This is a genomic window from Rhizobium sp. 62_C5_N11_2, assembly GCF_051811185.1.
Taxonomy (GTDB): domain Bacteria; phylum Pseudomonadota; class Alphaproteobacteria; order Rhizobiales; family Rhizobiaceae; genus Rhizobium; species Rhizobium leguminosarum.
The window spans coordinates 555,803-576,629 of sequence record NZ_JBPWPW010000002.1 but is presented as its reverse complement, the minus strand read 5'-3'; the positions used below and the strand labels follow the sequence as shown (position 1 = coordinate 576,629).

Genomic DNA, 20,827 nt, shown 5'->3' with positions numbered 1-20,827 from the left:
ATTGTCGAGCCCATTGATGTGCGGTGACTTCCGACCGGAGAAGAGCACACCGGATAGGTCCCGTGTCAAAGTTCTGCTGTTGACCGATCGAGCCAGACTTCCAGAGTATCAGACCTCTGGGCCAGCCGGGGCGGACGTCTTCGCTGCCTTCGATGGCCCCGCCATCGAGCTGGCGCCAGGAACCCGCGAGGTCAGCACAACCGGGATCGCGCTCGAGTTGCCTTTGGGCGGGGAAGCTCAGATCCGATCTCGCTCGGGGTTGCCGGCGGAACATGGAATCATAGTCCTGAACTCACCCGGCCCGATCGACAGCGACTACCGGGGCGAGCTCAAGGTGATCCTATTCAACACTTCCAACGCGCCCTTCAGCGGTTCCGGTGACCGCATTGCTCAGTTGGTCATTGCCCCTTTCGTGCAGGCGGAGTTTCAATCTTTGCCGGAGATTTCGGAGGCACCTCGCGGAGGCAGGGGCCTCGGCAGCACGGGGATTATGATATCGCTTTCGATGGCACCAATGATCGCTTTCGGTACATTGCGGTCATTGAAATACGGATCGCGCAGTCAGCCACCAATCGCCAGGCGGATTTTAATGAGACGCTTGCAATCGTTGTTGCACAATTCAGTCGATCACATGATTGCCAGCGGTCATCGGACAGGCCGGGTTTGTCGGCGAAGCCACAGAGAGATAGGTCGTTCCAGAAGTTGGTCTTGGGTTTCAGGGCGATCCAACGACCGCCCATTCGAACCGTCCCCGGTGAGCTATTTGGCCACGTGCCACACTCCTCCAACGCCATCGCCGTTGGCTTCACCGGCTTTCTTATCCTCGACATAAGTGTAAAGCGGCTTAACCTCATAGGCCCACATCTCTTTGCCATCCGCAGCTTTGACTAGAGACCATTCGCCTTCCGCCTTGGCCTTGGCTCCAGCGTGGAACGCCGGCCACTTCTTCAGGCAATCGCTATCGCAGTTGGATTTGCCTTTCGTATCTTTGTCGAAGGTGTAAAGCACCATGCCTTTTTCAGTGCCCAGGACCTTGCCCATTTTCGTCTCGACCATCTTGGCCGGCTCGGCCGCAAAAGCAGACCCGGTTAAAGCAGTTAACGCACCTATCGCGATCAATATCGTTCTCATGATTTTTCTCCCATTCGGCAGTGCCGGCGGAATGCCAGCAGTACCCGATCTAACTGGCAAAAACGCCCAACTATGAAAGCGGTTCCGCTCATGGAGGACGACACGACATACCACTGGTCAATTTTGTTCCCGTGGAATGCGTGAGTGTATGTCCGGCCTGCGCCCTCTACCTCAGCCGCGGACGCCCTCCCGCGCAGCGGGTTCGTTCAATGGCCCCAAATCGGCCCCACTCTGCGCGCGGCGGATGTCTCCTACTGACGCGGATTCATCCGCGAATCCCGCACATCAGCAGGCCGACCGCCGCTTTAGTCGGGCTGCTCTCGCCTTGCACGGAACCTCGAAGGTTCCACGCCAGATGCCCAAGTCAGCAGTTTGGGCGGCTACCTGATCGTCCTGAAATGCTCCCTTGGAATATCTAGGCCAGTCTATGGCCCAGCCCTGCCTCACCAGCCAGGAATTCACGCTCTGCCCATCTGCCCTGAAGCAATCGGCAACAACGCGCTGATATCTGTCCTTGCCATGGCCCACGCAGCGGATCGGGCGCGATTTCGAAAGAAACTCGTCGAGTGCGAACGCGGCATCCTTGCCGCAGCGGTATGGCCTCCCTGCCGCGTCGCGACAGGCCTGCCAGCTTTCCGGAGCATCGATCCCATTCAGCCGGATCCGCTGCCCGGCGATCTCAATCGTGTCACCGTCGATGACCGACGCTCGGCCGATAAGCTGATCTGCTCCGGCAATCGAGTTGTCCAATGGATTCATTAGTGACTTCAGTAAGAGACGCGATGATTGGAGGAAGATGGAACTGCGGCCAGAAACACGGCAAAAACCTGACCTTGGCCGTCCTCAAGCCACACAACTCCGAGCAGCTCAGGCAGATCGAGCGTCAGATGATCGCGATCGAAAAGGAGATCATGCTGATCATTAAGGACGATCCCGACCTCGCGGGGCGCTTCGACATCATTGTCTCGATCCCGGGCGTGTCTGTAGTCACCGCCTTCGCGCTCCTGATCGACATGCCCGAACTCGGCACGCTCGATCAAGGGCAGGCAGCCTTGCTCACCGGCCTGGACCCGTCGCACGGCAGTCCGGGGCATGGACCGGCCGTCCCTTCAGGGCGCTCCGACATCAGGTCGTGGAGCGCCCTCACGTTTTCGATACCATTGCCGGAGATTGAAAGGCACTATGATACGGGGTAATTCTGTGATCGGCAGTGGAGAATCCGAGCCGGCAAACCAGCATCCGAGTGCTGAGTTGCACCAAACGAGCCAGAGCCTTTAAGACCGGTTGCGAAGTATCGCCGAACTAGCCTCCTGAGATCAACATGCAGTTCAAGCGCAATGAAATTCACGAGCTGTCGATCTTTCTCGCGATAGTCCAGTACCGTAGTTTTCGGAAAGCGGCGGATCACCTAGAGGTAACGGCTTCCGCCCTGAGCCACAGCATGAAGGCGCTTGAGCAAAGGCTGGGCGTTCGCCTCCTTAATCGAACCAGCCGCAGCGTTGCGCCAACCGCCGCCGGAACGGCGCTTGCCGAGAAGATTTCTGCCGGGCTCGAGCTTATCAACTCCGGCTTGGAGGACTTGAACGGGCACTATCAAGCTGGCGCCGGCAGCATTCGCATCAATGTTCTCAAAGATGCCGCCGTACTGCTTTTGCGGCCAGCCATCCCGGTGTTCCAGCAGCGCTTCCCCAATGTCGAACTTGAGGTCGCCGTAGATGACCAGTTCGTCGATGTCACCGCGGACGGCTTCGATGCCGGTATCCGGTACAGCGGCACCATTCCGGAAGACATGATCGCAGTTCCTCTCACTGCTCCTTTAAAATGGGTCGCGGTCGGTGCCCCCGACTATCTGAGGAACCACGGCCGCCCCGTGATGCCGGAGGATCTCAATTCCCACCGCTGCATCCGGATACGGACGGGCCGCGGCCAGATCTACAAGTGGGAATTTGAACGCGGCGACGACCGGCGCGAGATCGACGTTCCCGGACCACTGATCTCGGGCGAAACCGATCTTGCCATCAATGCGGCGCTCGAAGGCGCCGGGCTGTGCTATTGCCTGGAAAGGCTTGCAAGCCCCTATGTCTCGGCAGGGCGCCTGGAGGTCGTTCTTCCGAAGTGGGCGTCAATAGGCCCGCCGTTTTCGATGTATTATTCCAGCAGGCGGCAGCTTCCCTTCGGCGTCGAGGCCCTGATCAAGATCGTCCGCAGCCTCAACGGATTGTAGCGGCCAATTCCGATCGATGAATCAAACTCATCGGCTCAGTGATTTTCAGTCTATTGATTCATCGCTTTCCCACGTTGTACCGCTTTTTTCGAACCTTCGTGGAGAAGCGAGCAATCACATGAGCAAGCGGATCGTATTTACCGGCGGAAGCGGCAAGGCCGGCCGTCATGCCGTTCCATATCTGGTCAACAAGGGTCACAAGGTCCGCAATCTCGACCTCGTTCCTTTGAACTGCCCCGGCGTGCAGACGCTGATCACCGATCTGACCGACAGCGGCCAGACCTTCAACGCTCTGTCGATGCATTTCAGCGGCAAGGATCTGCAGACGGCAGGCGGACCAGCCAAGGTCGATGCCGTCGTGCATTTCGCAGCAATACCGAGCCTTCTCCTCAAGCCCGACAACCAGACCTTCGCGGTCAATGCGATCTCGACCTACAACGTCATCGAAGCCGCGGTGAAGCTCGGTATTCAGAAGGTGATCATCGCGTCGAGCGAGACGACCTATGGCGTCTGTTTTGCCGAGGGCGACAAGGATTTCCATTCCTACCCGCTCGAGGAAGACTATGACACCGACCCGATGGACAGCTACGGCCTCTCCAAGGTCGTGAACGAAAAGACGGCCCGCGCCTTTGCGATGCGTAGCGGCATCGACATCTACGCCTTGCGGATCGCCAACGTCATCGAGCCGCATGAATACGACCGTTTTCCCGGTTTTCTCGCCGATCCGGCATCGCGCAAGCGGAACGCCTGGAGCTATATCGATGCCCGCGATCTCGGGCAGATCGTCGACCTTTGCCTGCAGGCCGACGGCCTCGGCTTCCAGGTTTTCAACGCCGTCAACGACACTATCACGGCGGCGGAGCCGACACGTGATTTCCTCGCCAGATGGGCGCCGAACACGCCCATCGTTCGAGAGCTCGGCGAATTCGAAGCGCCTCTCTCAAACCGGAAGATTCGTGAGGTTCTCGGTTTCAAGGAAGAACACAACTGGCGGAAATACGTGGCCGGCCTGTGATCTCGCAACCGCGCATCTGTCAGGACTGACAATCATCAACTCGGAGGAAAGATCATGAAGACCGTGAGACTTGGTAAAACCGGGCTTGAAATCAGCCGCATCTGCTTTGGCTGCATGTCCTTTGGCAAGCAGACTGACGAACGCCCATGGGTTCTCGGGCTCGATGAGGCGCGGCCGTTGTACAAGCGCGCCTGGGACGCCGGCATCAATTTCTTCGACACGGCCAATGTCTACGCGCAGGGCACCAGCGAAGAGATAACTGGCGCCTTGCTGAAGGAACTGGCGCCCCGCCAGGAAACTGTGCTCGCGACCAAAGTATTCGGCCGCATGCGTCCCGGCCCGAACGGCCAGGGCCTGTCCCGCGCCGCGATCCTTACTGAGATCGACAACAGCCTGCGCCGCCTCGGCACCGACTATGTCGATCTCTACCAGATCCACCGCTTCGACCCATTCACTCCTGTTGAAGAAACGATGGAGGCCCTGAATGACCTCGTGCGCGCCGGCAAGGCCCGCTATATCGGCGCATCCTCTATGTGGGCCTGGCAGTTTTCCAAGCTCCAGCATGCCGCCGAGCTCAACGGCTGGACAAAGTTCGTCTCGATGCAGAACCAGGTGAGCCTCACCTATCGCGAGGAAGAACGCGAAATGCTGCCGCTCTGCGCCGATCAAGGCATTGCCGTATTGCCGTGGAGCCCGCTTGCCGGCGGCAAGCTGACCCGTCCCTGGGGTACCGAGACCAAGCGCGCCACCACCGACCGCTACAACAAGAGCATGTATGAGAAGACCGGCGACCGGGACATCGTCGACGCCGTCGAAGCCGTCGCCAAGGCGCGCAGCACCTCCATGGCGCAGGTCGCGATGGCCTGGGTTCTGCAGAAGCCGGTCGTAACCTCACCGATCGTCGGCGTCAGCAAGATGAGCCATCTTGAAGATGCGATCGCCGCGGTCGAGCTCGAACTCACCGGCGATGACATCAAGACGCTCGAAGCCCCTTACAAGCCGCTGCATGTGGGCGGCTTCTGACTACAGCGCCGCGCGTCTTTCAAGACGCGCAAAGGACGCTGTAACATTTTGAAACTGCTGCATACTTTTATCCTTAAATCGAATCCGATTTAAGGAATTATGCAGATGCAAGGAAGAGAACGTGACGAAAGAACCAATGGTCGCCGGCATCCCGCAGATGGGTTATGGCACATGGAACCGCTCGGCCGATGAAGCCCATCAGGGCGTCATCTGGGCGCTTGAAGCCGGCTGCCGCCACATCGACACCGCCCAGGGCTATGGCAACGAGCAGGATGTCGCCCGCGGCATCAAGGACGCCGGCGTGGCGCGCAGCGAAATCTTCATCACCACGAAGGTGAAGCCCGATAATTACGGCCCCGGCGCCGTTATGCCATCGGTCAGGGAAAGCCTGGAAAAGCTCCGCGTCGACCAGGTCGACCTGTTGCTCCTGCACTGGCCGTCGCCGCACAATAAATATCCGCTCGCCGACTATCTCGGCCAGTTCGCCGAGGTTTTCGATGCCGGCCTTGCCAGGCAGATCGGCGTTTCGAACTTTACCAGGGCACTGATCGACGAAAGCATCCGCCTGCTCGGCAGCCGCACGATCACCACCAACCAGGTGGAGTGCCACGTCTATATGCAGAACCGGCCGATCATCGACTATTGCCAAAAGCTCGGCATAGCCGTCACGGCCTATTCACCGCTCGCGCGCGGCGCCGTCGTCGGCGACCCGGTTCTTGAAGAGATCGGCAAGGCCCGCAGCGCCACCAGCGACCAGGTCGCGCTGGCCTTCCTGATCGCCAAGGGGCATGTCGTGATCCCGTCTTCCAGCAAGAGGGACCGCATCATGCAGAATTTCGAAGCCCGCAAGATCACGCTGACGCCGGCCGAGATCAAACGGATCGAAGGCCTCGAGAAGGGCATGCGACTGGTAAACGGCGATTGGTGCCCCGTTTGGGACGTGTGAAGGCAGTTCGCTGCTCCTTCTTTCACCGCCGTCGACATCGAAATGACAGCCGCCCTTGATGCCGCGGTTGTGTTCAAAGTGGAGATGAATATGGACTATCGCAAGCTCGGTCCCAGCGGGACCGTCGTCACCGCCTATTGCCTCGGCACCATGACCTTCGGCGCGGAGGCCGATGAGGCCGCCTCGCACAAGCTGCTCGACGATTATTTCGCCTGGGGCGGCAATTTCATCGATACCGCCGATGTCTACAGCGCCGGCAAGTCTGAAGAGATCATCGGACGCTGGCTGAAGGCGCGCCCGACCGAGGCCCGCCAGGCGATCGTTGCCACCAAGGGGCGCTTTCCGATGGGCAACGGACCCAACGATATCGGCTTGTCGCGCCGGCATCTCGGTCAGGCGCTCGACGATTCGCTCCGCCGTCTCGGCCTCGAGCAGATCGACCTCTACCAGATGCATGCCTGGGATGCGCTGACGCCGATCGAAGAGACGCTGCGCTTCCTCGACGATGCGGTTTCCTCCGGCAAGATCGGCTATTACGGCTTTTCCAATTATGTCGGCTGGCACATCGCCAAGGCCTCGGAGATCGCCAAGGCGCGGGGTTATACCCGTCCGGTGACGCTGCAGCCGCAATATAACCTGCTGGTGCGCGACATCGAGCTCGAGATTGTCGCAGCCTGCCAGGATGCCGGCATGGGCCTGCTGCCATGGTCGCCGCTCGGCGGCGGCTGGCTGACCGGCAAATACAAGCGCGACGAAATGCCGACGGGCGCCACCCGCCTCGGTGAAAACCCCAATCGCGGCGGTGAATCCTATGCGCCGCGCAATGCGCTGGAGCGAACCTGGGCGATCATCGGCGTCGTCGAGGAAATCGCCAAGGCGCATGGCGTTAGCATGGCGCAGGTAGCGCTCGCCTGGACGGCGGCGCAGCCGGCGATCACCTCAGTCATCCTCGGCGCCCGCACGCCGGAACAGCTCGCCGACAATCTCGGCGCCATGAAACTCAAGCTCTCCGACGACGACATGGCGAGGCTCAATGAGGTGAGCGCGCCTCAGCCTTTCGACTACCCCTACGGCAAGGGCGGTATCAATCAGCGCCACCGCAAGATCGAGGGCGGGCGGTAGTTCGTGGACTGGGACGGTGGCCGAGCCGCCGGTCCGGTTCGCCTCAGCGTAGGACATGGTAACGATTGACGTCGAGCTGAGGCTTGACCTGTCATGCGCTACCCCAGGTTCGGACGCAACCAGTGTTAAGGGGCTCAATGGCAACAGCTCCGCCGCGACAAGACACACCATGATAAAAGTAATCGAAGAGACGGCGCTCCATTTGGCCACCGCATAAGCCGGACAGCGCTCGCTTGAACAGGCGATCAAACGGCTCACCAAGGTGGTGAAATAGGCCGCTTGAGAGTGCGGTCTGTCAGATACCAGCGCCGATCGAGTTCTTTGAGGGCAGACTGTACCTCATCGATTGAAACAGGTTCCGGCGTTCCAGGAAGCCGGCGCTTCGCCGGCTTCGAATCAACAGCGTAAAAGTCCGACGCCCAGGCCGCGAGGATCGCGTGCTTGTCATCGACGGAAAGGGCCGGCGCTTTCACCACGTCCATTGGGCGCTGAAGCTGCATGCCCTGAACCAGAACGGCTGGCCCCATCGCCATCGCGTTGCTGGCAGCCTGATGCAGCATGTTGTGCATCATCGGTCTACCTTATCGCACGGCGAATCTCGCGTCGAAGGCGAGACGCGGCGATCACATCGGGTTCCGGCGTGAGAAGATCATGCTTCCCGGCAAAGGCGGCAAACAGGCCGCGCGCGGTTTCCGCTTCGATTTCGCCGCGCAACGCGGCACTGCATGCCTTGAGTGCGATCGAATGTGCGGCGTCTCGCATTGACGCCGGCCATTCGACGAGATGTCGGTAGGCGTCCATCACGCTGCGAACCTCTGCCGGAAAGCCGAGACCGACAAGAATGGAAACAGGCTGTCTGAACATATCGGGTTTCATCGCTCTCTCCTTCCCAACCCGGAATGTTGACGGGCGCCGTCGTCACGGCGCCCATGTACTGCGGACAATATAGCTCAAGCCGCCTTCTGCGCTTCGATCTGCGTCGGAGCAGCAGAGGTCAAAGCAGGAGCGCTCTGGATGGAGATCTGGCGCGGCTTCAGTGCCTCCGGGAACCGGTGTTCGAACGGACGGCCGGCAATGCCGCGATGCAGATAGCCCCGCGGATGTCTCCTGCTTCTTGCCGGTGACAGTCAGCAGATTGGACTGGAAGGTGATATCCAAATCGTCCTGCGCGAAACCTGCCACCGCGATCGAGATCCGATAGGTGTCACCGGTCTTGACGATGTCATAGGGCGGCCAGTCGCTGATCGAACGGGCGCGCTGGGCGTTTTCCAGCAGGTTGAAGACCCGATCGAAGCCGATGCTCGAGCGGAACAGCGGTGCATAGTCATAAGATGTTGCCATAGCCATATCCTCCTTGAAGCAACATGGGGTACGGAAACTCCGAAAGACCGTCGTGGGCGGCGACAAAGCCCTGTCGGCAGTGTTAGCCGGTGCCAGAACCTCATGATTCATCAGTCGTTTAGGATGAGCAACCCATTAGGAGGAACTTTCCGATGGCACCAGCAGAGGCCCTCCCAAGACGGATCCCGTGTCGCGGGAGGACAGTATTACGAGGTCCGATACGAAGCGGAAGGGGAGGGCTCTCGAAGACGAAGGTGAAGGCGGCTGTTAAGAAGGTCGGCAACAGTCGCGCGAAGGTTGAAACAAGCCTGAAGAAGTAGGCGCGCGGAGCCAAACCGGAGCCCCTATCGCCTCGTTATCCGGGTCTTCCGAGATGCAGCGGGCCGAGGTCGCCTTTATCACAACGACGGCAAGGGCAATGCCGATCGTGGACGGCAGAAATGCCTTCACTGCGACCGCGACGGCGTTTCGTCTGTAATCACATAACTTGTCTCCTCGCACTCCTCAATTCGATGGGGTGCGATCATTGCCTTGAGCACCCGCCTTGAACGCATCGACCTCCGTGATCAGGCGATCCTTAACCGCGTCGTGGGCATCTGACGCGACCGATGCGGCCTTTTCGTAGACCTCCGAGGCGACCTCTTTGCTTTGGTCGACAACATCCAATGCCTCGGCGGTGAGCCGCTCTTTCGTGAAATCGGCGGCCTCACCGAGAAATTCGTCTTCGGTGTCGGTGTGTGGCAACGCCGCGCCGATAGCCGCGCCCACCGCAAAAGCTAATGCACCGCCGACCAGCGGCTGATCGCGAAACTGGGTAAGGATCGTCTGATTGAGTTTGGTGGTTTGTTCCTGGAGGCTTGTCGCCGCCGAAGAAGATCGGTCAGACACCGAGCCGGCAACTGCACTTGCGGCGTCTTTTGCCTGCTCCCATCTCTCCGCTGCCCAGCCCGTTGCCGCGTCGAACATCGCACCCACCTCGTCGCTGATCTGATCGATCTGCCTGCCACTGGCATCTACAAACCCTCGATAGGTCTTGCCAGCTTCGTCGACGAAGTGACCAGCACGGCGTCCCGTTTCATCGGTCAGCGCTTTCAGCCTCTTGCCGGAGCTGTCCGCGAAATGGCTGTACCGCATCCCGTTTTCGATCTCGGGAGGGCCAAGACGGCGGACCGTTCCGTTCACCGGGTACAGCGGATACTCAGTCGCGGTCCGGAAACTGGTGGACACATCTGAAGAGGAGCTCCCCTTCGCCATTAGCCAGGCGAGGCTCACCCCCATCAAGGCGACAGGCAGGGGATTTTCCTTGAGGGCTTTGCCGAGGTTGCTGACATACTCTCCCCCGCCACTGCTCTTTGCATAGGCCAAGACCTCATCGATCAACTGGCCTGGCGACATTCGCTCCTGAATGGCGTCGATGCGATCTCCGATCCGCCGGCGATCTTGATCGATCTCCTGCTGAAGGTCAGCAGATGTTCTTCCAACTGTCGTTTCCATCAGATCTTCTCCTTGACAACATTGGCATCACGGCGAAGCGAGGTCGCGGTTCGATCCAATTTCAAGTTGCTTCCACGAAGTGCGGCCAGACCACGGGAAACCAACGCCCACGCGATGACTGCGATCACGACGCCGACGATTAGGGACGCGAGGGCACTGGCACTTGTCTCTGTAAAACCCTCGGTCACCAGGAACGCCGCAAGCCCTCCAACGAGGGCGCCCAACAGGACGCCGACAGCGCCAATCGCCAGGACAAGCCCGAAAACAAGCACTTCGACACCGCTAAGCACCTGCGAGAACTTTTCGGACGCCTCGGTCTTGGCGAGATCGATTTCCTTGCGAAGCAGCCCCGTGACATCGGCCACGAGACCGCCAACGAGCTCTGAGAGAGGGGTACTATCGACAGACTTAACCATTGATTTCTCCTCCCGTCGCCGAAGACCCCGAGCGTCCAACTGCAACGGTTTGGCCAATCGCTTCCGTGGGCGATCGCTTGGCGGAGGCAGTCAAAAACCTGCTTGCACTCAAGCCCGCAAGTGCCGCAATTCCAAGAAATGCTAGCGGTTGCTTGCGGCCGAATTCCTCGGCCATCACCGCGATTTCGCCGAGGTCCTTGCCTTCCATTCGTTTGGCCGCGGTCTGGACGCTTCGTCCGATCTGCCTGGCATACCGTCCGATCTCTGGCTGGTCGGATGCCTCCAGTTCCGCGCCGACCATCTCAAGCGCCGTCGCGATGCCGCCAACCTGGCGGGCTGCGAAGTAGGTTTGCTCGGAAATAGCCTCGTTGACCTTTTCGACGGCGGTATCGGCGCCTTCCTTTATGGTGACTCTGGCCGCGGTGACATCATCGGCCAACTTAGATTTCAAGTCCGCAAGTGAAGGCTCCGCCTGCGGGGGCGCAGGCGCTCTTGGAGATGGCGTGGATGTTTGCGATGACGGCTTTGGCGGGCCATTTAATTCTGTGAATTCGCTTGGCACTGTAGCCTCCCATGGCTTAACAAAAGCGGCTCTGGCCGCAATCCTAAACCTCGACTGGAGGCCTTTGTTCCCAGTCCTGAGCGCTGTCGCTCTTTTTGACATTTGACGTCTCCGGCGAGGGCGCGAAGAGCGTTCCAGGCCCTGATGCCGGCGTACCGATCAACCCGCGGGCGGGAAGCCCGTCGACCGCCGGCGCCTGGCAAGACACGGCGGAGTCATGCTCGAGGCTCCAAGCGCCATGCCGAGGAAGTGCTACTCGTCTGAACACTTTGGCGATGCGGCCATTGCCTAGCAGGAGCTGCGAGATCCTCGACCGAGTATGCCTGCCGGTATCGAGCCGTCCCGTCGATCTCGACGTGGAGCGGACGCACCGGAACCGGAATGTGAGAGCTGCCCATACGCATGACTCCTGAGTGCTTCGAATCAGTACATGGGAAGTGATTCGCATCGTGCTGAACACGTCGCGTGGCTCTCTCGATACAAATACAACAAAGACATAACATGATCCCGGCGCCGGCTTTGTCGGCACCCTAGAGTTAAGCTCTCGAGTTGGTTGGGCGCGGCATCCTGCTCGTCATATGCTTCTTTCGTGGCTTGGGCGCCGCTCAATCATGAGATAGCTGCACGATCCCAAACGCGCGATATCAATGACCAAATCGGTGAATCGGAGGATGTCCGTGGCACCGTCGAAGACGCAAGGTCGGCCGGCGCCAAAGGCCTGCAAACAGGAACCATGGTGTGCTAGCGAGTGGTTCACCTGCCTCTCGTCGGTCCGGGCCGGCCACGTCAGCCGTTATCATCTGCCAAAGCGCGGTACCATGTGTGACTCCTGTAGTTGCTGGAGGTCGCCCTCGATCCTCGTCGGAGGAGGATATTCGACGAAGATAGCCGTGGCATTGGTCCCGTGATCGAACTTAACACAACGGCTTATTATCCTCGGTTGCCGTCCCTTGATGCCGGGCTCGGCGGCACGGGCAGTATGATTTCCGACGCGACCTTCCAATCCTTCGCGATCTTCTTCCAGGTGATGATCATCAGGAACGGCTTGGGGGTTCCGTCCTGCCCGGCATAGGACACGGTGATTTCCATCGGCGCGTAGGATTCCGCGACATCCGGGGTCAACGCGACCACCTTGAGCTTGGAGAGATCGGGTGTCAGCACGACAGGGCCAGAGGCGGCTATGTCGTGCAGTTTATGATCGATCGCGTTGTTTCCCCAGAAGCCTGCCCAATTGCCTTCGGAGGGAACGGCGCTCTTCGCCACCAGAAGAGCGGATGGCGATTGCCAGAACATTGCGTGCAGACCCTTAATGTCATGCTTGTTCGCCAGCTCCATGAGCTCGCCGAAACGGGATTGGATCGTGCCGATGGTGCGAGCGTCCAGCGGGTTCTTGTCGGCTGCCGAGGCTACGGTCGCGACAGCGGTCGCTAATGCGACGGTAGCGGCAAAGAGCATTTTCTGCATTGTCTATTCTCTTTTCGAAATGGAGCAGTTGGAGGTGTTCGAATCGCAAAGAGGGACCGGCGACGACGACCGGCTGGTCTTCGGCTTCAAGCCTGCCTCTTGGCGACGTTTGCGGCCCCCCAGAGCGAGCCGACGTTGACCCGATTGGGATAGAGCTGCAGCATGGCGTCGTAGAGTTCGCGCGCGGTCGTGGTCACCTCGTTCAGGCGATTGAAGTCGCGGATATACTGTCGTGTCTCGCCAATGATGCGCGGGTCGTCAGGATTTTCCGGGACCTTGTGCCCTGCGATCACCGCCCGAGGGGCAAGGGCTTCGAGCTTGTCCAGCGCGGAAATCCATTCGAGCCGGCTCTCGGTCGTGGTTTCCCCGAGATAGAGGTGAATGCCGTTGTAGACGACGTCGCCGCCGACAATCAGCCCCGCCGACGGGACATACAGGCTTGTCGACACCGCCGTATCGGTGCGCCCCGCGTTCACTGCCACAAGCTTGTGCCCTTCCAGCTCCAGCTCATTGTTTTCCAAGGGTTCGGCCGCAAACAGCCGGTCGGGGATCTGGCCCGGAAAGAGCCTGCGCCAGAAGTTCTCGACCGAGGCCGGTGACAAATGCTCGTGCATGGCCTCCACCACGGCCGGCGTCGCGACGGCTCTGGCGTTCGGAAAGCGATCGAGGAGCGGCGCTAGCCCGAAGAAGTGATCGCCATGCCCGTGCGTAATGTAGATGGCCGTCAGGTTCTTGCCGCTGGCGGCAACCCAATCCGACAACGTCTGTGTCTGTTCGGTGGTGAGGAAGGTGTCGACCAGGACCGCGTCGCGTTTGCCGTAGATCAGCGTCGATGAATTCGCCACCCACATCAGATCTTCGTGGCCGGGAGGAACGTCGCGGCTGAGCCCTGGGCGCTTGATGTTGAGTGTATTCCATGAAAGTCCGTTATTGGACGTTGTGTTCGTGGTCATGATCGTTCCTATGATTTGAGAAGCGTAATTGTTGGTTCGACTTGAGCGGAAATAGGCGGAGCACCTATGCGCCAGGCACGGTGAGATGCTCGCGAAATCAAGTCGCTCAAGGACTTCACAAGCAGCGACAAGATCGCACTTCCCGGCATCAAGACGTCGCTTGCCGCCGTCGTGCTGCAAATGATTGTCGCAAAGGAGTTCGGCGAAGAAAACTATGCGAAACTCGATCCTCTCACCGTAAGCCTTCCTCATCCCGAAGCGCTCGCCGCTCTGGTGAGCAGGAAAACCGAAATCAACGCCCACTTCACGTCGCCTCCCTTCCAGTATATCGAAGCCAAGTCGCCGAATGTCCATCGGGTGCTGAGCTCGACGGATTATCTCGGCAACATTACGCTCGACGTCACCTTCGCACCGAAGAAGTTCGTCGATGCCAACCCCAAGATGACGCAGGCTTTCATCGATGCCCTCGATGAAGCCAACGACCTGATTGCCAAGGACAAAAAGAAGGCGGCGGAAATTTTCTCCAGCAGCTCCAAGGTCAAGGTTGAGCCGGCGGATGCGCAGGAGATGATCGAGGACAAGGACGCGAAGTTCGATACGACGCCAAACGGAGTGATGAATTTCGCCGACTTCATGCACCGCGCCAGCCTGATCAAGACCGTTCCAAGCAAGTGGAGCGATATGTTCGTTCCGCAGCTTGCGGATCGCAAGGGCAGCTAAGTTCCTCCCAGCGAGGGTCGAGGCATTCCGATGTCTTGGCCCCTCGTAAATATTCCGACGTCAGTCACAGCGTCTGACAGATGCAGATATGCATCACGAAAATGAATCGAAAGTGGCTTTTCGATTCAGAACTGTCGTTGGACCATAGCGTGAACATCAACGATCATTGGGTATGGGTATTCACCACTACCAGCTTGATCGATGCAAGCCGGAACATGGCCCGATATTACTCGCTTTCGATCCAGCAAACCCTGTTCGGAGGGACGGCGGTCGTGCGAACATGGGGACGGATCGGTAAGGCAGGCAGGGAGATGACAGAACTCTTCGGCACGGAAAGGGATGCGATCTCGCGTTTTCTCGAATTGGCACGGCACAAAAGAAAAAGAAACTATACGCCAGCAAGAAATTGTGGAAACACCGGCTGAAGAGAGTGAGGATGGCTGTCATGGAGAGCGGGCACTCCGGACCGAGACACCAATTTCCTTCAGCGCGGGGACCAGACCTGGGTGTCGGAGAAGCTCGATTGCCGGCGTCGTCGCAAGCTTGCGCGTCACCGCACGGTCGTAGACCGCAAGGCAATGCGCGCCTGTCAACCGCGATGCGTATAATAACCCATCGGCATCGAAGGCCCCGTAGACGGCCTCGCTCAGCGCCTGCCCATCGCTGTGGGCTTTCGCACGGGCAGCATCGGTGCTGACCCCGAGCTTCAGGAGGCCGGTGGTTCTCAGATCGAGGACCGTCAAGGGATCGACCGCGGAAACCTCGGCAATCGCCCAGTCTTCGAACTCTGTTTCATCAAGCACCCGGTCGGCGCTCCCCTCGAAGCGGTCGCGCACGATTGTTTCCGCAATCGCCGTCGACAGATCCTGTGCGATGTAGGCCAGGCGAAATCGCCTGTGAGGGCTGGAAAAGCGGCTATTGCCAAAGCCCATGCCGAGTGGCGTCGCCATGTGGTTACGTGGCAAAACGCGCAGCCAGGCATTCGGCCGAAACGCTAGCGCGAGATCGGCAACTGTTGTGGGATCGAGTCGCACGGTTTCAGCCGAAATCACGCTCGGCCGCAGCAAGGACCTCGTCCAGACGGCTGCTTTTCAAGAGATCCAGCGGCGAGCCGCCGATATCGGGCTTTGTCCGGATCAACCACTGCCATGCAACACGGGGATTGCGGATGATCCGTGTCACTTGGGCCATGCCCTCTACCGGGCGTCCATCGACGAACTGTGCCAATGGAAAGACATGCTTGCGCTCACCCTTCAGCAGGCCAATCACCGCGCCACGCCGCTGCCAGTCGTGCAGGGTCGACCGTTTCGTGCCAAATGTCTTTTCGATCTCGGCCGGCCCCGCGACAGGACCGGCCCAGTCTTCGAGACGCGTCGGCTCTGCAAAAGCTGCAAGTCTGCGCCTTCCTTCATCGAGATCGATAGGTGCTGGAAGGCCGGAGCCGTGACTGACCTCGACGGACTTGCCAACCGCAAGCGGTGCGAGGCGAACGTCCGCTTCCGCGACGAGACCAGCGACCGCGACCGCGACAGCTTGCGCCAGCTCGCGTTCGTCGGCAACGATCCGGCGTTGCTGGTCGGCGGCTAGACGTGCGGTCGCTGCGGTGACTGCGGCAACGACACGCCCCGTCGCGGCAAGTGCCGTCTTGGAAAGACGTGGATTATGACGGGCGAGGACCTCGACGACATCGGCAATGGCCGCCGGGTTTAAGCCGGACAGGGAGGTTGCTGACGATTTCCTGACGGATGTAACCATGTTCCTGCTCCTATCATCTGCGACGATAAATAGTACAGATTGTCCGGAATGTCTAGATTGCATGACACATTACAACGTGGCAGATAGGTCCGCGGCGGCCATCGCAAGGCTTTCACGGCCGTGTTGCGTGGATCGGCGCGGATCTGATACCAGGCGACCGTTTTTGGTCCCAGGATATTTGGATGCCGCATAAGTTCAATGAAGACCGCAGGCACAAGATAGCCAAGCAGAAGTTTAAGGTCACGAACTGGGCGGCTTATAATGAAAGCCTTCGCCAGCGTGGTGATTTGACTGTCTGGGTGAGCGATGAGGCGCTTTCTCAATGGTCGGCCCAGCGCCGGACGTCTCGTGGCGGCCAGCCGAAATACTCGGACCTGGCGATTACGATGTGCCTGACCGTGCGTGTTGTTTACGAATTGCCTTTGCGTCAAACCCAAGGCCTGATGCGCAGTATCGCGGCGCTGATGGGAGTTGAAATTACCGTGCCGGATTTCTCCACCCTGTCGCGCCGGAGCAAGGGACTGGCTTTGCCGCCAGTGCGGCGGCGAACGGCCTGCTGGAGGCCGGTTCATCTGGTGGTGGACAGCACCGGTCTGAAGGTCTTTGGTGAAGGCGAATGGTTGGAAAACAAGCACAAGATCAAGGTGAAACGCAAAAGATGGCGCAAACTGCACCTTGGTCTCGATCTTGTAAGCGGAGAGATTGTCTGCTCCGATCTGACCACAGACGATGTCGGTGATCCCACAGCCCTGTCAGATCTTCTGGGCCAGATTGATGGTCCGGTCGGCAAGTTTATCGCCGATGGCGCCTATGATGGCGCGGCGACCCGTGATCTTCTGACGACACGCCTTGGTGAGATCGTCGAGGTCATTATCCCGCCTCCCAAGACCGCCGTTGCCAGTTCTCAATCAGCGCTCAATCCGACGGTTCGCGACCGGCATATCGCCAAAATCGAGACCAAGGGCGGCCGGATGGCCTGGCAGAAATCCACCGGCTACAATCAGCGCAGCCGGGTAGAGACCCAAATGGGCCGATGGAAGACGGTCATTGGGCCGAAACTCAAAGCCAGGAACCTCGACAATCAGAAGACCGAAGCAAAAATCGGCGTCCGAGTTCTCAACCGGATGACTGAACTTGGCCATCCCGAGTTCAGTCGCGTTGCATGAAAAATCCAAAGGGTAGGGCTATCACGTCAAAAAGCTGATCGCTGCAACACGGCCCGTTTGACAGCACCACCAAAAATCGTGTTTTCGCAAGACTGCAAGAGCTTGCCAAGCGAGCGGGGAAGTAGCGGGCAATTGCTGGGCGCGCCTAAAAGTTGCAACTCGGGGGCGAGCCAGCCTGTCCACGTTCTGGGCTGCGTGCATGCGGTTCGCACGATCGCCTTGAAACAGTTCGAACCAACAACCCTTTGATTCTCAGCATTGAGAGCAAAGCCTAGCTCGTTTGCAAAGAGTCTGGCCATTCCTGCGCGCCATGGAGGACGCGAAGAATGCGGACCGCTGTTTCGGTAATTGCATACGCCGCGACGTACGGCGTGCCGTTAATTACCAGTTCGCGGGTGCCAGCAATTCTGCCAACACGACCGCTCGCGGGAAAATCTACCAACCGACGGACGGCAGCAACGATCCGTTCATCGACCAGAATGGCGGCTGAGGGATTTTCTGCTTCAATGTATGTGAAGATGGCATCGCGATCCGATAGCGCGAACGCCGACCAGGTAAGCTTCACGATTTGCGAGCACCCGCGTTAAGGCGGGCTGCCGCTCGACGTTCAGCAAAATGTGCCTCGACTTCATCATCCGAAACGTCCGGTCGAGTATCGTTCAGGGCTTCAAGTACCTTGGTGCGAAACCAAGCGTCATGGGCCTCACTGCCTGAAAGAAGCTCCAGCGGCAGCGCACCCTCATTGGCCGTCCGGGTGAGTAAGATCCGAACCGCGTCCGATACCGTAAGCCCCATATTTCCAAGCACTGCGGAGGCACGATCCCGAACCTCGGCATCAATACGAGTTTGTACCAGTGCATTTGCAGCCATAGCTATCTCCACATTTCGGTGGAATGATAATGCAAATGAATGACAAATGCCATAGCGCTTTAGACCGCCGTTTCTTTTAGTTGCTCTTGAATGTATCTGAACTGACGAGCGTAATCTCAATCGTGTAAGATAACGCTTATTTATGGAACTCATGTCATTCGTGGCGGTGATTGATGCTTCGTGTCAGCACAGGGCGTCCGCGACTCGAAGCGAAATCTCCCGGACACCCAGACGCCGTAGGCTGGCGAACTGGCGCCCAGCCGTCCGGCGGACACGGCACGTTTCGACTTCCTATGTGACGGGATTCTCATCGAGGCGTGCCCGCGGCGGCCGTCGCCCTATCTGGCTATTAGAAGGGCACTGAAACAATGCGAGCGCCGGCCTCCAAGCGCAACAGTTTAATAAAACTCTGCTAACTTACGCTTAAGTTTTAGTTAAAATGCGATTCACTGTGTTTGCAGATGATGAGCGACGTTTTCGGCAGCTGACGCGTTAACACGAGATGCAACAGATTTACCGCCAATGGCAGCTCTCCTCCCAGAACGCGACGAGCTACCGCGCCAAATTCATCCTGGCGACGGAGATCCTGAAATCCGATATGTCTTCTCGTGAAATCCGCCGAGCTGCCCGCCGTGTCGTTCGTGCGCTTGAAGCCGTCATCGATCTTCCTATTGCCGGCGCTGATGTACTGAGGACGGCGCGGGAGCACTTTGGAGCATTGACAGAACTCCTCGCAGCCATCGAACCCCAGCCAGCCGGTGATGATGCGCATTGTCCCGAGCCGCGAGGGCCGCGACAGCAAGCTAATGTAACCCTTAGCCATAGGGGCCGGGAAGGCTCGGCTCCTGACATGGAGCCGAGCGAGATCGCCACGTCGAGTGGTAAGCAAAGTGTGAACAGGCTAACCCTACGACCGAACTGACCTCTCGAAAACCCTCGCCAGCCGTTGCGCGAATTCTCGGGGATCTTGTGGCCGTTCGCCGTCGAGGATGCGCGTTTGGTCGAGCAATAGGAACGTTGCGTCCTCTTGATAAGAGGCATCGTCCTCTACGGCCGCGATGGCTTTAATCACGGGATGCGCCAAGTTGATTTCGAGGATCGGTTTGGTGGCTCCCTGGAGACGACCTGCGTTTTGCAGGATCTTTTCCATCTGCCTGTCGTAGCCGTCCACCGGCGCAACTAGGCAGACCGCGCTCTCTGTCAAGCGGTCGGGATGCCCGAACATAGGCGCCTTGACGGCCGGTTTTTCTCTTGCGAAGCCAATAAATGTCGCCAAACCGGCGCTGTCCTGCTCCGGCGGCGTTTGATTGTCGGGCCTTGGATATTGCGCCAGATCCACAGTTCCCTGCGTGATCGATTTGAACGCCTTTCCTTCGAATTCCGGCGCGTTCACCACCCAGAAGCTATCGACCGAGTCAGTTAGCAGCAGGACACCCGATCGAGCATGACAAGCCGCTTCAGATAGAAGAGCACCAGCTCGCCCCAATGCCCGAGGATTACATGGAGGTTCGGATAGGCGCACCGCCCCGGTTCGTTCACTGGCCTGGCAAGGCTCAAGCCTTTGAATCCAATCGGGGGCGGCACGTTTCGTCAGGCTCTATTGGCCGGCGCGGTTGCGATATTCGACCGGATGCCAGGAGAACGAGTCCGGGCCTTCAGCACGAATGTAGCCGACGCCAGGGAAGGGAAGATGCGGCGCGGCGACGAGTTCGCGTCGCGCGGCAAAATCTGAGAAGGTTTCCTTCCGCACGGCCGCGGCGTCCCGTGGATTGACGTCGTAGACGATTGTTACATTCGGATCGGGAAACTGGACCGCTGCGACATGGATCACATCACCGATGAAAGTCATGGATCGGCCCTTGCTCGTGACGGTGAAGAAGGCGCTGCCTGGCGTGTGGCCTGGATGTAAGGAGGTCGCGATGCCGGGCAAGATCGTGTCGCCGTCGCCGAATGTCTTCGCCTTCCCCAGCTTTTCATAGACACCAATCGTCTTGGCCGCCTCGTCGAAATACTGATCCGCATAGCCTGTCTTCCGGGCATTGGAGGGATCGAGGAAGAATTTCAGGTCCGGAGCGCTCACATGGACCGTGGCGTTGGGGAATGCGGGTCGACCGTTGCGCACCAGGCCGCCCGTATGGTCCGTGTGAATATGCGTGATGAGAACGTCCGTCACGTCACCGGCCTTCACGCCGACGCCGGAAAGGCTGTCGAGGAGCTTGCCGCCATTCCCCGGTCCGAAGAGGTCGCCGGAGCCGGTGTCGACAAGGATGGTGCGCGTCCCGTCCTGGATCAGAAAGGCGTTGATCGATGCCTCGACGGGGTTTGCGAGGAATTCCTTGTCGAGGAGATCGTCGGTATGGGCGTGGGATGTTCCGATCAGGAGCTTATAGAGATCCTGCGGGACGGTGCCATCCGAAAGGGCTGTGATCCGCAAATCACCAAAAGGAAAGGAGTAGCCGTCGGTGACCTGCTGGTAGCTCGCCGTCGCCGGTGCGTTGTCGACTGCGAAGGCGGGTGCAGAACCCGCGGTCAGAAGGACCACGGCGGTCGAGAAGAGTAGGGTTCTTGCAGTTGTCATGTTCTTTCATTCCTGCTTTTTTGGACGTTGAAACCCGTCGCCGGACA

At 59.0% G+C, this 20,827-nt stretch carries 26 protein-coding genes and 2 pseudogenes; 11 read left to right on the top strand and 17 right to left on the bottom strand.

The features are described from left to right. Positions 1-16: 16 nt before the first annotated feature. The gene (gene dut, locus AB8B31_RS26255; protein ID WP_245504017.1) at positions 17-832 is read left to right on the top strand and encodes a dUTP diphosphatase; all 816 of its coding nucleotides are present in this window, start codon (positions 17-19) and stop codon (positions 830-832) included. Here the strand turns inward: dut and AB8B31_RS26250 are convergent. Together AB8B31_RS26250 and AB8B31_RS26245 are read right to left on the bottom strand one after the other, a co-directional pair. After that, positions 760-1,131 carry a COG4315 family predicted lipoprotein gene (locus AB8B31_RS26250; protein WP_131703342.1) on the bottom strand — a complete coding sequence of 124 codons (372 nt, stop codon included), beginning with the start codon at positions 1,129-1,131 and terminating at the stop codon, positions 760-762. The genes dut and AB8B31_RS26250 overlap by 73 nt on opposite strands. Before the next feature lie 285 nt (positions 1,132-1,416). Beyond that, positions 1,417-1,890: a thermonuclease family protein gene (locus AB8B31_RS26245; RefSeq protein WP_018517652.1), complete on the bottom strand. Its 474-nt coding sequence runs from the start codon at positions 1,888-1,890 to the stop codon at positions 1,417-1,419. On the opposite strand from AB8B31_RS26245, the gene AB8B31_RS26240 reads away from it, so the two are divergent. The 6 genes from AB8B31_RS26240 to AB8B31_RS26215 all read left to right on the top strand — a co-directional run bounded on the left by AB8B31_RS26240 (position 1,881) and on the right by AB8B31_RS26215 (position 7,461). Beyond that, entirely contained in the window at positions 1,881-2,327 is a 447-nt protein-coding gene (locus AB8B31_RS26240; RefSeq protein ID WP_162769133.1) for a hypothetical protein, read from the top strand. The genes AB8B31_RS26245 and AB8B31_RS26240 overlap by 10 nt on opposite strands. Positions 2,328-2,452: 125 nt before the next feature. Further along, entirely contained in the window at positions 2,453-3,355 is a 903-nt protein-coding gene (locus tag AB8B31_RS26235) for a LysR family transcriptional regulator (protein WP_131591261.1), read from the top strand. A 118-nt stretch (positions 3,356-3,473) separates the two neighbouring features. Further along, positions 3,474-4,370, top strand: a complete 897-nt coding sequence (locus AB8B31_RS26230; RefSeq protein ID WP_018517650.1) for an NAD-dependent epimerase/dehydratase family protein — start codon at positions 3,474-3,476, stop codon at positions 4,368-4,370. Positions 4,371-4,424: 54 nt separating this feature from the next. After that, positions 4,425-5,393, top strand: coding sequence for an aldo/keto reductase (locus AB8B31_RS26225; protein ID WP_439007572.1), 969 nt, complete (start codon positions 4,425-4,427; stop codon positions 5,391-5,393). 121 nt (positions 5,394-5,514) lie between these two features. After that, positions 5,515-6,339: an aldo/keto reductase gene (locus AB8B31_RS26220; RefSeq protein WP_026242449.1), complete on the top strand. Its 825-nt coding sequence runs from the start codon at positions 5,515-5,517 to the stop codon at positions 6,337-6,339. Positions 6,340-6,429: 90 nt separating this feature from the next. Then, positions 6,430-7,461, top strand: coding sequence for an aldo/keto reductase (locus AB8B31_RS26215; protein WP_104891208.1), 1,032 nt, complete (start codon positions 6,430-6,432; stop codon positions 7,459-7,461). A 254-nt stretch (positions 7,462-7,715) separates the two neighbouring features. Here AB8B31_RS26215 and AB8B31_RS26210 read toward each other — a convergent pair whose 3' ends face one another. The 3 genes and pseudogenes from AB8B31_RS26210 to AB8B31_RS26200 all read right to left on the bottom strand — a co-directional run bounded on the left by AB8B31_RS26210 (position 7,716) and on the right by AB8B31_RS26200 (position 8,802). Then, positions 7,716-8,033, bottom strand: a complete 318-nt coding sequence (locus AB8B31_RS26210) for a hypothetical protein (protein WP_018517751.1) — start codon at positions 8,031-8,033, stop codon at positions 7,716-7,718. A 4-nt stretch (positions 8,034-8,037) separates the two neighbouring features. Continuing rightward, the gene (locus AB8B31_RS26205) at positions 8,038-8,337 is read right to left on the bottom strand and encodes a DUF982 domain-containing protein (RefSeq protein WP_018517752.1); all 300 of its coding nucleotides are present in this window, start codon (positions 8,335-8,337) and stop codon (positions 8,038-8,040) included. A 74-nt stretch (positions 8,338-8,411) separates the two neighbouring features. Next, positions 8,412-8,802 (bottom strand): annotated as a pseudogene (locus AB8B31_RS26200) (Hsp20 family protein). Positions 8,803-8,954: 152 nt separating this feature from the next. On the opposite strand from AB8B31_RS26200, the gene AB8B31_RS26195 reads away from it, so the two are divergent. Continuing rightward, positions 8,955-9,122, top strand: coding sequence for a DUF3606 domain-containing protein (locus AB8B31_RS26195; protein WP_080646164.1), 168 nt, complete (start codon positions 8,955-8,957; stop codon positions 9,120-9,122). Between the two features lie 184 nt (positions 9,123-9,306). Here the strand turns inward: AB8B31_RS26195 and AB8B31_RS26190 are convergent, their stop codons facing one another. The 5 genes from AB8B31_RS26190 to AB8B31_RS26170 all read right to left on the bottom strand — a co-directional run bounded on the left by AB8B31_RS26190 (position 9,307) and on the right by AB8B31_RS26170 (position 13,691). Beyond that, a complete protein-coding gene (locus AB8B31_RS26190; protein WP_131703341.1) occupies positions 9,307-10,296 on the bottom strand; it encodes a DUF3618 domain-containing protein in 990 nt (329 codons plus the stop codon). After that, entirely contained in the window at positions 10,296-10,712 is a 417-nt protein-coding gene (locus tag AB8B31_RS26185) for a phage holin family protein (protein WP_018517755.1), read from the bottom strand. Before AB8B31_RS26185 ends, AB8B31_RS26190 begins: the two co-directional genes overlap by 1 nt. Further along, a complete protein-coding gene (locus AB8B31_RS26180; RefSeq protein ID WP_018517756.1) occupies positions 10,705-11,274 on the bottom strand; it encodes a hypothetical protein in 570 nt (189 codons plus the stop codon). The genes AB8B31_RS26185 and AB8B31_RS26180 overlap by 8 nt, the downstream gene beginning before the upstream one ends. 930 nt (positions 11,275-12,204) lie before the next feature. Then, complete coding sequence (locus tag AB8B31_RS26175) at positions 12,205-12,738, bottom strand: hypothetical protein (protein WP_018517758.1); 534 nt, start codon at positions 12,736-12,738, stop codon at positions 12,205-12,207. 86 nt (positions 12,739-12,824) lie between these two features. Next, entirely contained in the window at positions 12,825-13,691 is an 867-nt protein-coding gene (locus tag AB8B31_RS26170) for an MBL fold metallo-hydrolase (protein WP_131591259.1), read from the bottom strand. 180 nt (positions 13,692-13,871) lie between these two features. Here AB8B31_RS26170 and AB8B31_RS26165 point away from each other — a divergent pair, with 180 nt between their 5' ends. Together AB8B31_RS26165 and AB8B31_RS26160 are read left to right on the top strand one after the other, a co-directional pair. Beyond that, positions 13,872-14,411, top strand: a complete 540-nt coding sequence (locus tag AB8B31_RS26165; RefSeq protein ID WP_245504018.1) for an ABC transporter substrate-binding protein — start codon at positions 13,872-13,874, stop codon at positions 14,409-14,411. A gap of 149 nt (positions 14,412-14,560) precedes the next feature. Continuing rightward, a complete protein-coding gene (locus AB8B31_RS26160) occupies positions 14,561-14,836 on the top strand; it encodes a WGR domain-containing protein (protein ID WP_245275464.1) in 276 nt (91 codons plus the stop codon). A gap of 18 nt (positions 14,837-14,854) precedes the next feature. Here the strand turns inward: AB8B31_RS26160 and AB8B31_RS26155 are convergent, their stop codons facing one another. Together AB8B31_RS26155 and AB8B31_RS26150 are read right to left on the bottom strand one after the other, a co-directional pair. Continuing rightward, complete coding sequence (locus tag AB8B31_RS26155) at positions 14,855-15,445, bottom strand: RES family NAD+ phosphorylase (protein ID WP_245509786.1); 591 nt, start codon at positions 15,443-15,445, stop codon at positions 14,855-14,857. A gap of 4 nt (positions 15,446-15,449) precedes the next feature. Beyond that, a complete protein-coding gene (locus AB8B31_RS26150; RefSeq protein ID WP_018517762.1) occupies positions 15,450-16,166 on the bottom strand; it encodes an antitoxin Xre/MbcA/ParS-like domain-containing protein in 717 nt (238 codons plus the stop codon). Positions 16,167-16,348: 182 nt separating this feature from the next. On the opposite strand from AB8B31_RS26150, the gene AB8B31_RS26145 reads away from it, so the two are divergent. Further along, positions 16,349-17,332, top strand: a complete 984-nt coding sequence (locus AB8B31_RS26145) for an IS5 family transposase (protein WP_131591256.1) — start codon at positions 16,349-16,351, stop codon at positions 17,330-17,332. 271 nt (positions 17,333-17,603) lie between these two features. Here AB8B31_RS26145 and AB8B31_RS26140 read toward each other — a convergent pair whose 3' ends face one another. From AB8B31_RS26140 to AB8B31_RS26120, 5 genes and pseudogenes are all read right to left on the bottom strand, one after another. After that, the gene (locus AB8B31_RS26140; protein ID WP_131702445.1) at positions 17,604-17,897 is read right to left on the bottom strand and encodes a type II toxin-antitoxin system RelE/ParE family toxin; all 294 of its coding nucleotides are present in this window, start codon (positions 17,895-17,897) and stop codon (positions 17,604-17,606) included. Next, positions 17,894-18,202 (bottom strand): type II toxin-antitoxin system RelB/DinJ family antitoxin, encoded by a 309-nt coding sequence (locus AB8B31_RS26135; protein WP_062578764.1) that lies wholly within the window; start codon positions 18,200-18,202, stop codon positions 17,894-17,896. Before AB8B31_RS26135 ends, AB8B31_RS26140 begins: the two co-directional genes overlap by 4 nt. Before the next feature lie 430 nt (positions 18,203-18,632). Next, on the bottom strand, positions 18,633-18,974 hold the full coding sequence (locus tag AB8B31_RS26130) for a hypothetical protein (protein ID WP_155256961.1): 342 nt from the start codon (positions 18,972-18,974) through the stop codon (positions 18,633-18,635). A 135-nt stretch (positions 18,975-19,109) separates the two neighbouring features. Beyond that, positions 19,110-19,634: pseudogene (locus AB8B31_RS26125) on the bottom strand (molecular chaperone HtpG); the annotation flags it as partial. 165 nt (positions 19,635-19,799) lie between these two features. Next, positions 19,800-20,780 carry an MBL fold metallo-hydrolase gene (locus tag AB8B31_RS26120; protein ID WP_105008782.1) on the bottom strand — a complete coding sequence of 327 codons (981 nt, stop codon included), beginning with the start codon at positions 20,778-20,780 and terminating at the stop codon, positions 19,800-19,802. Between the last annotated feature and the right edge of the window lie 47 nt (positions 20,781-20,827).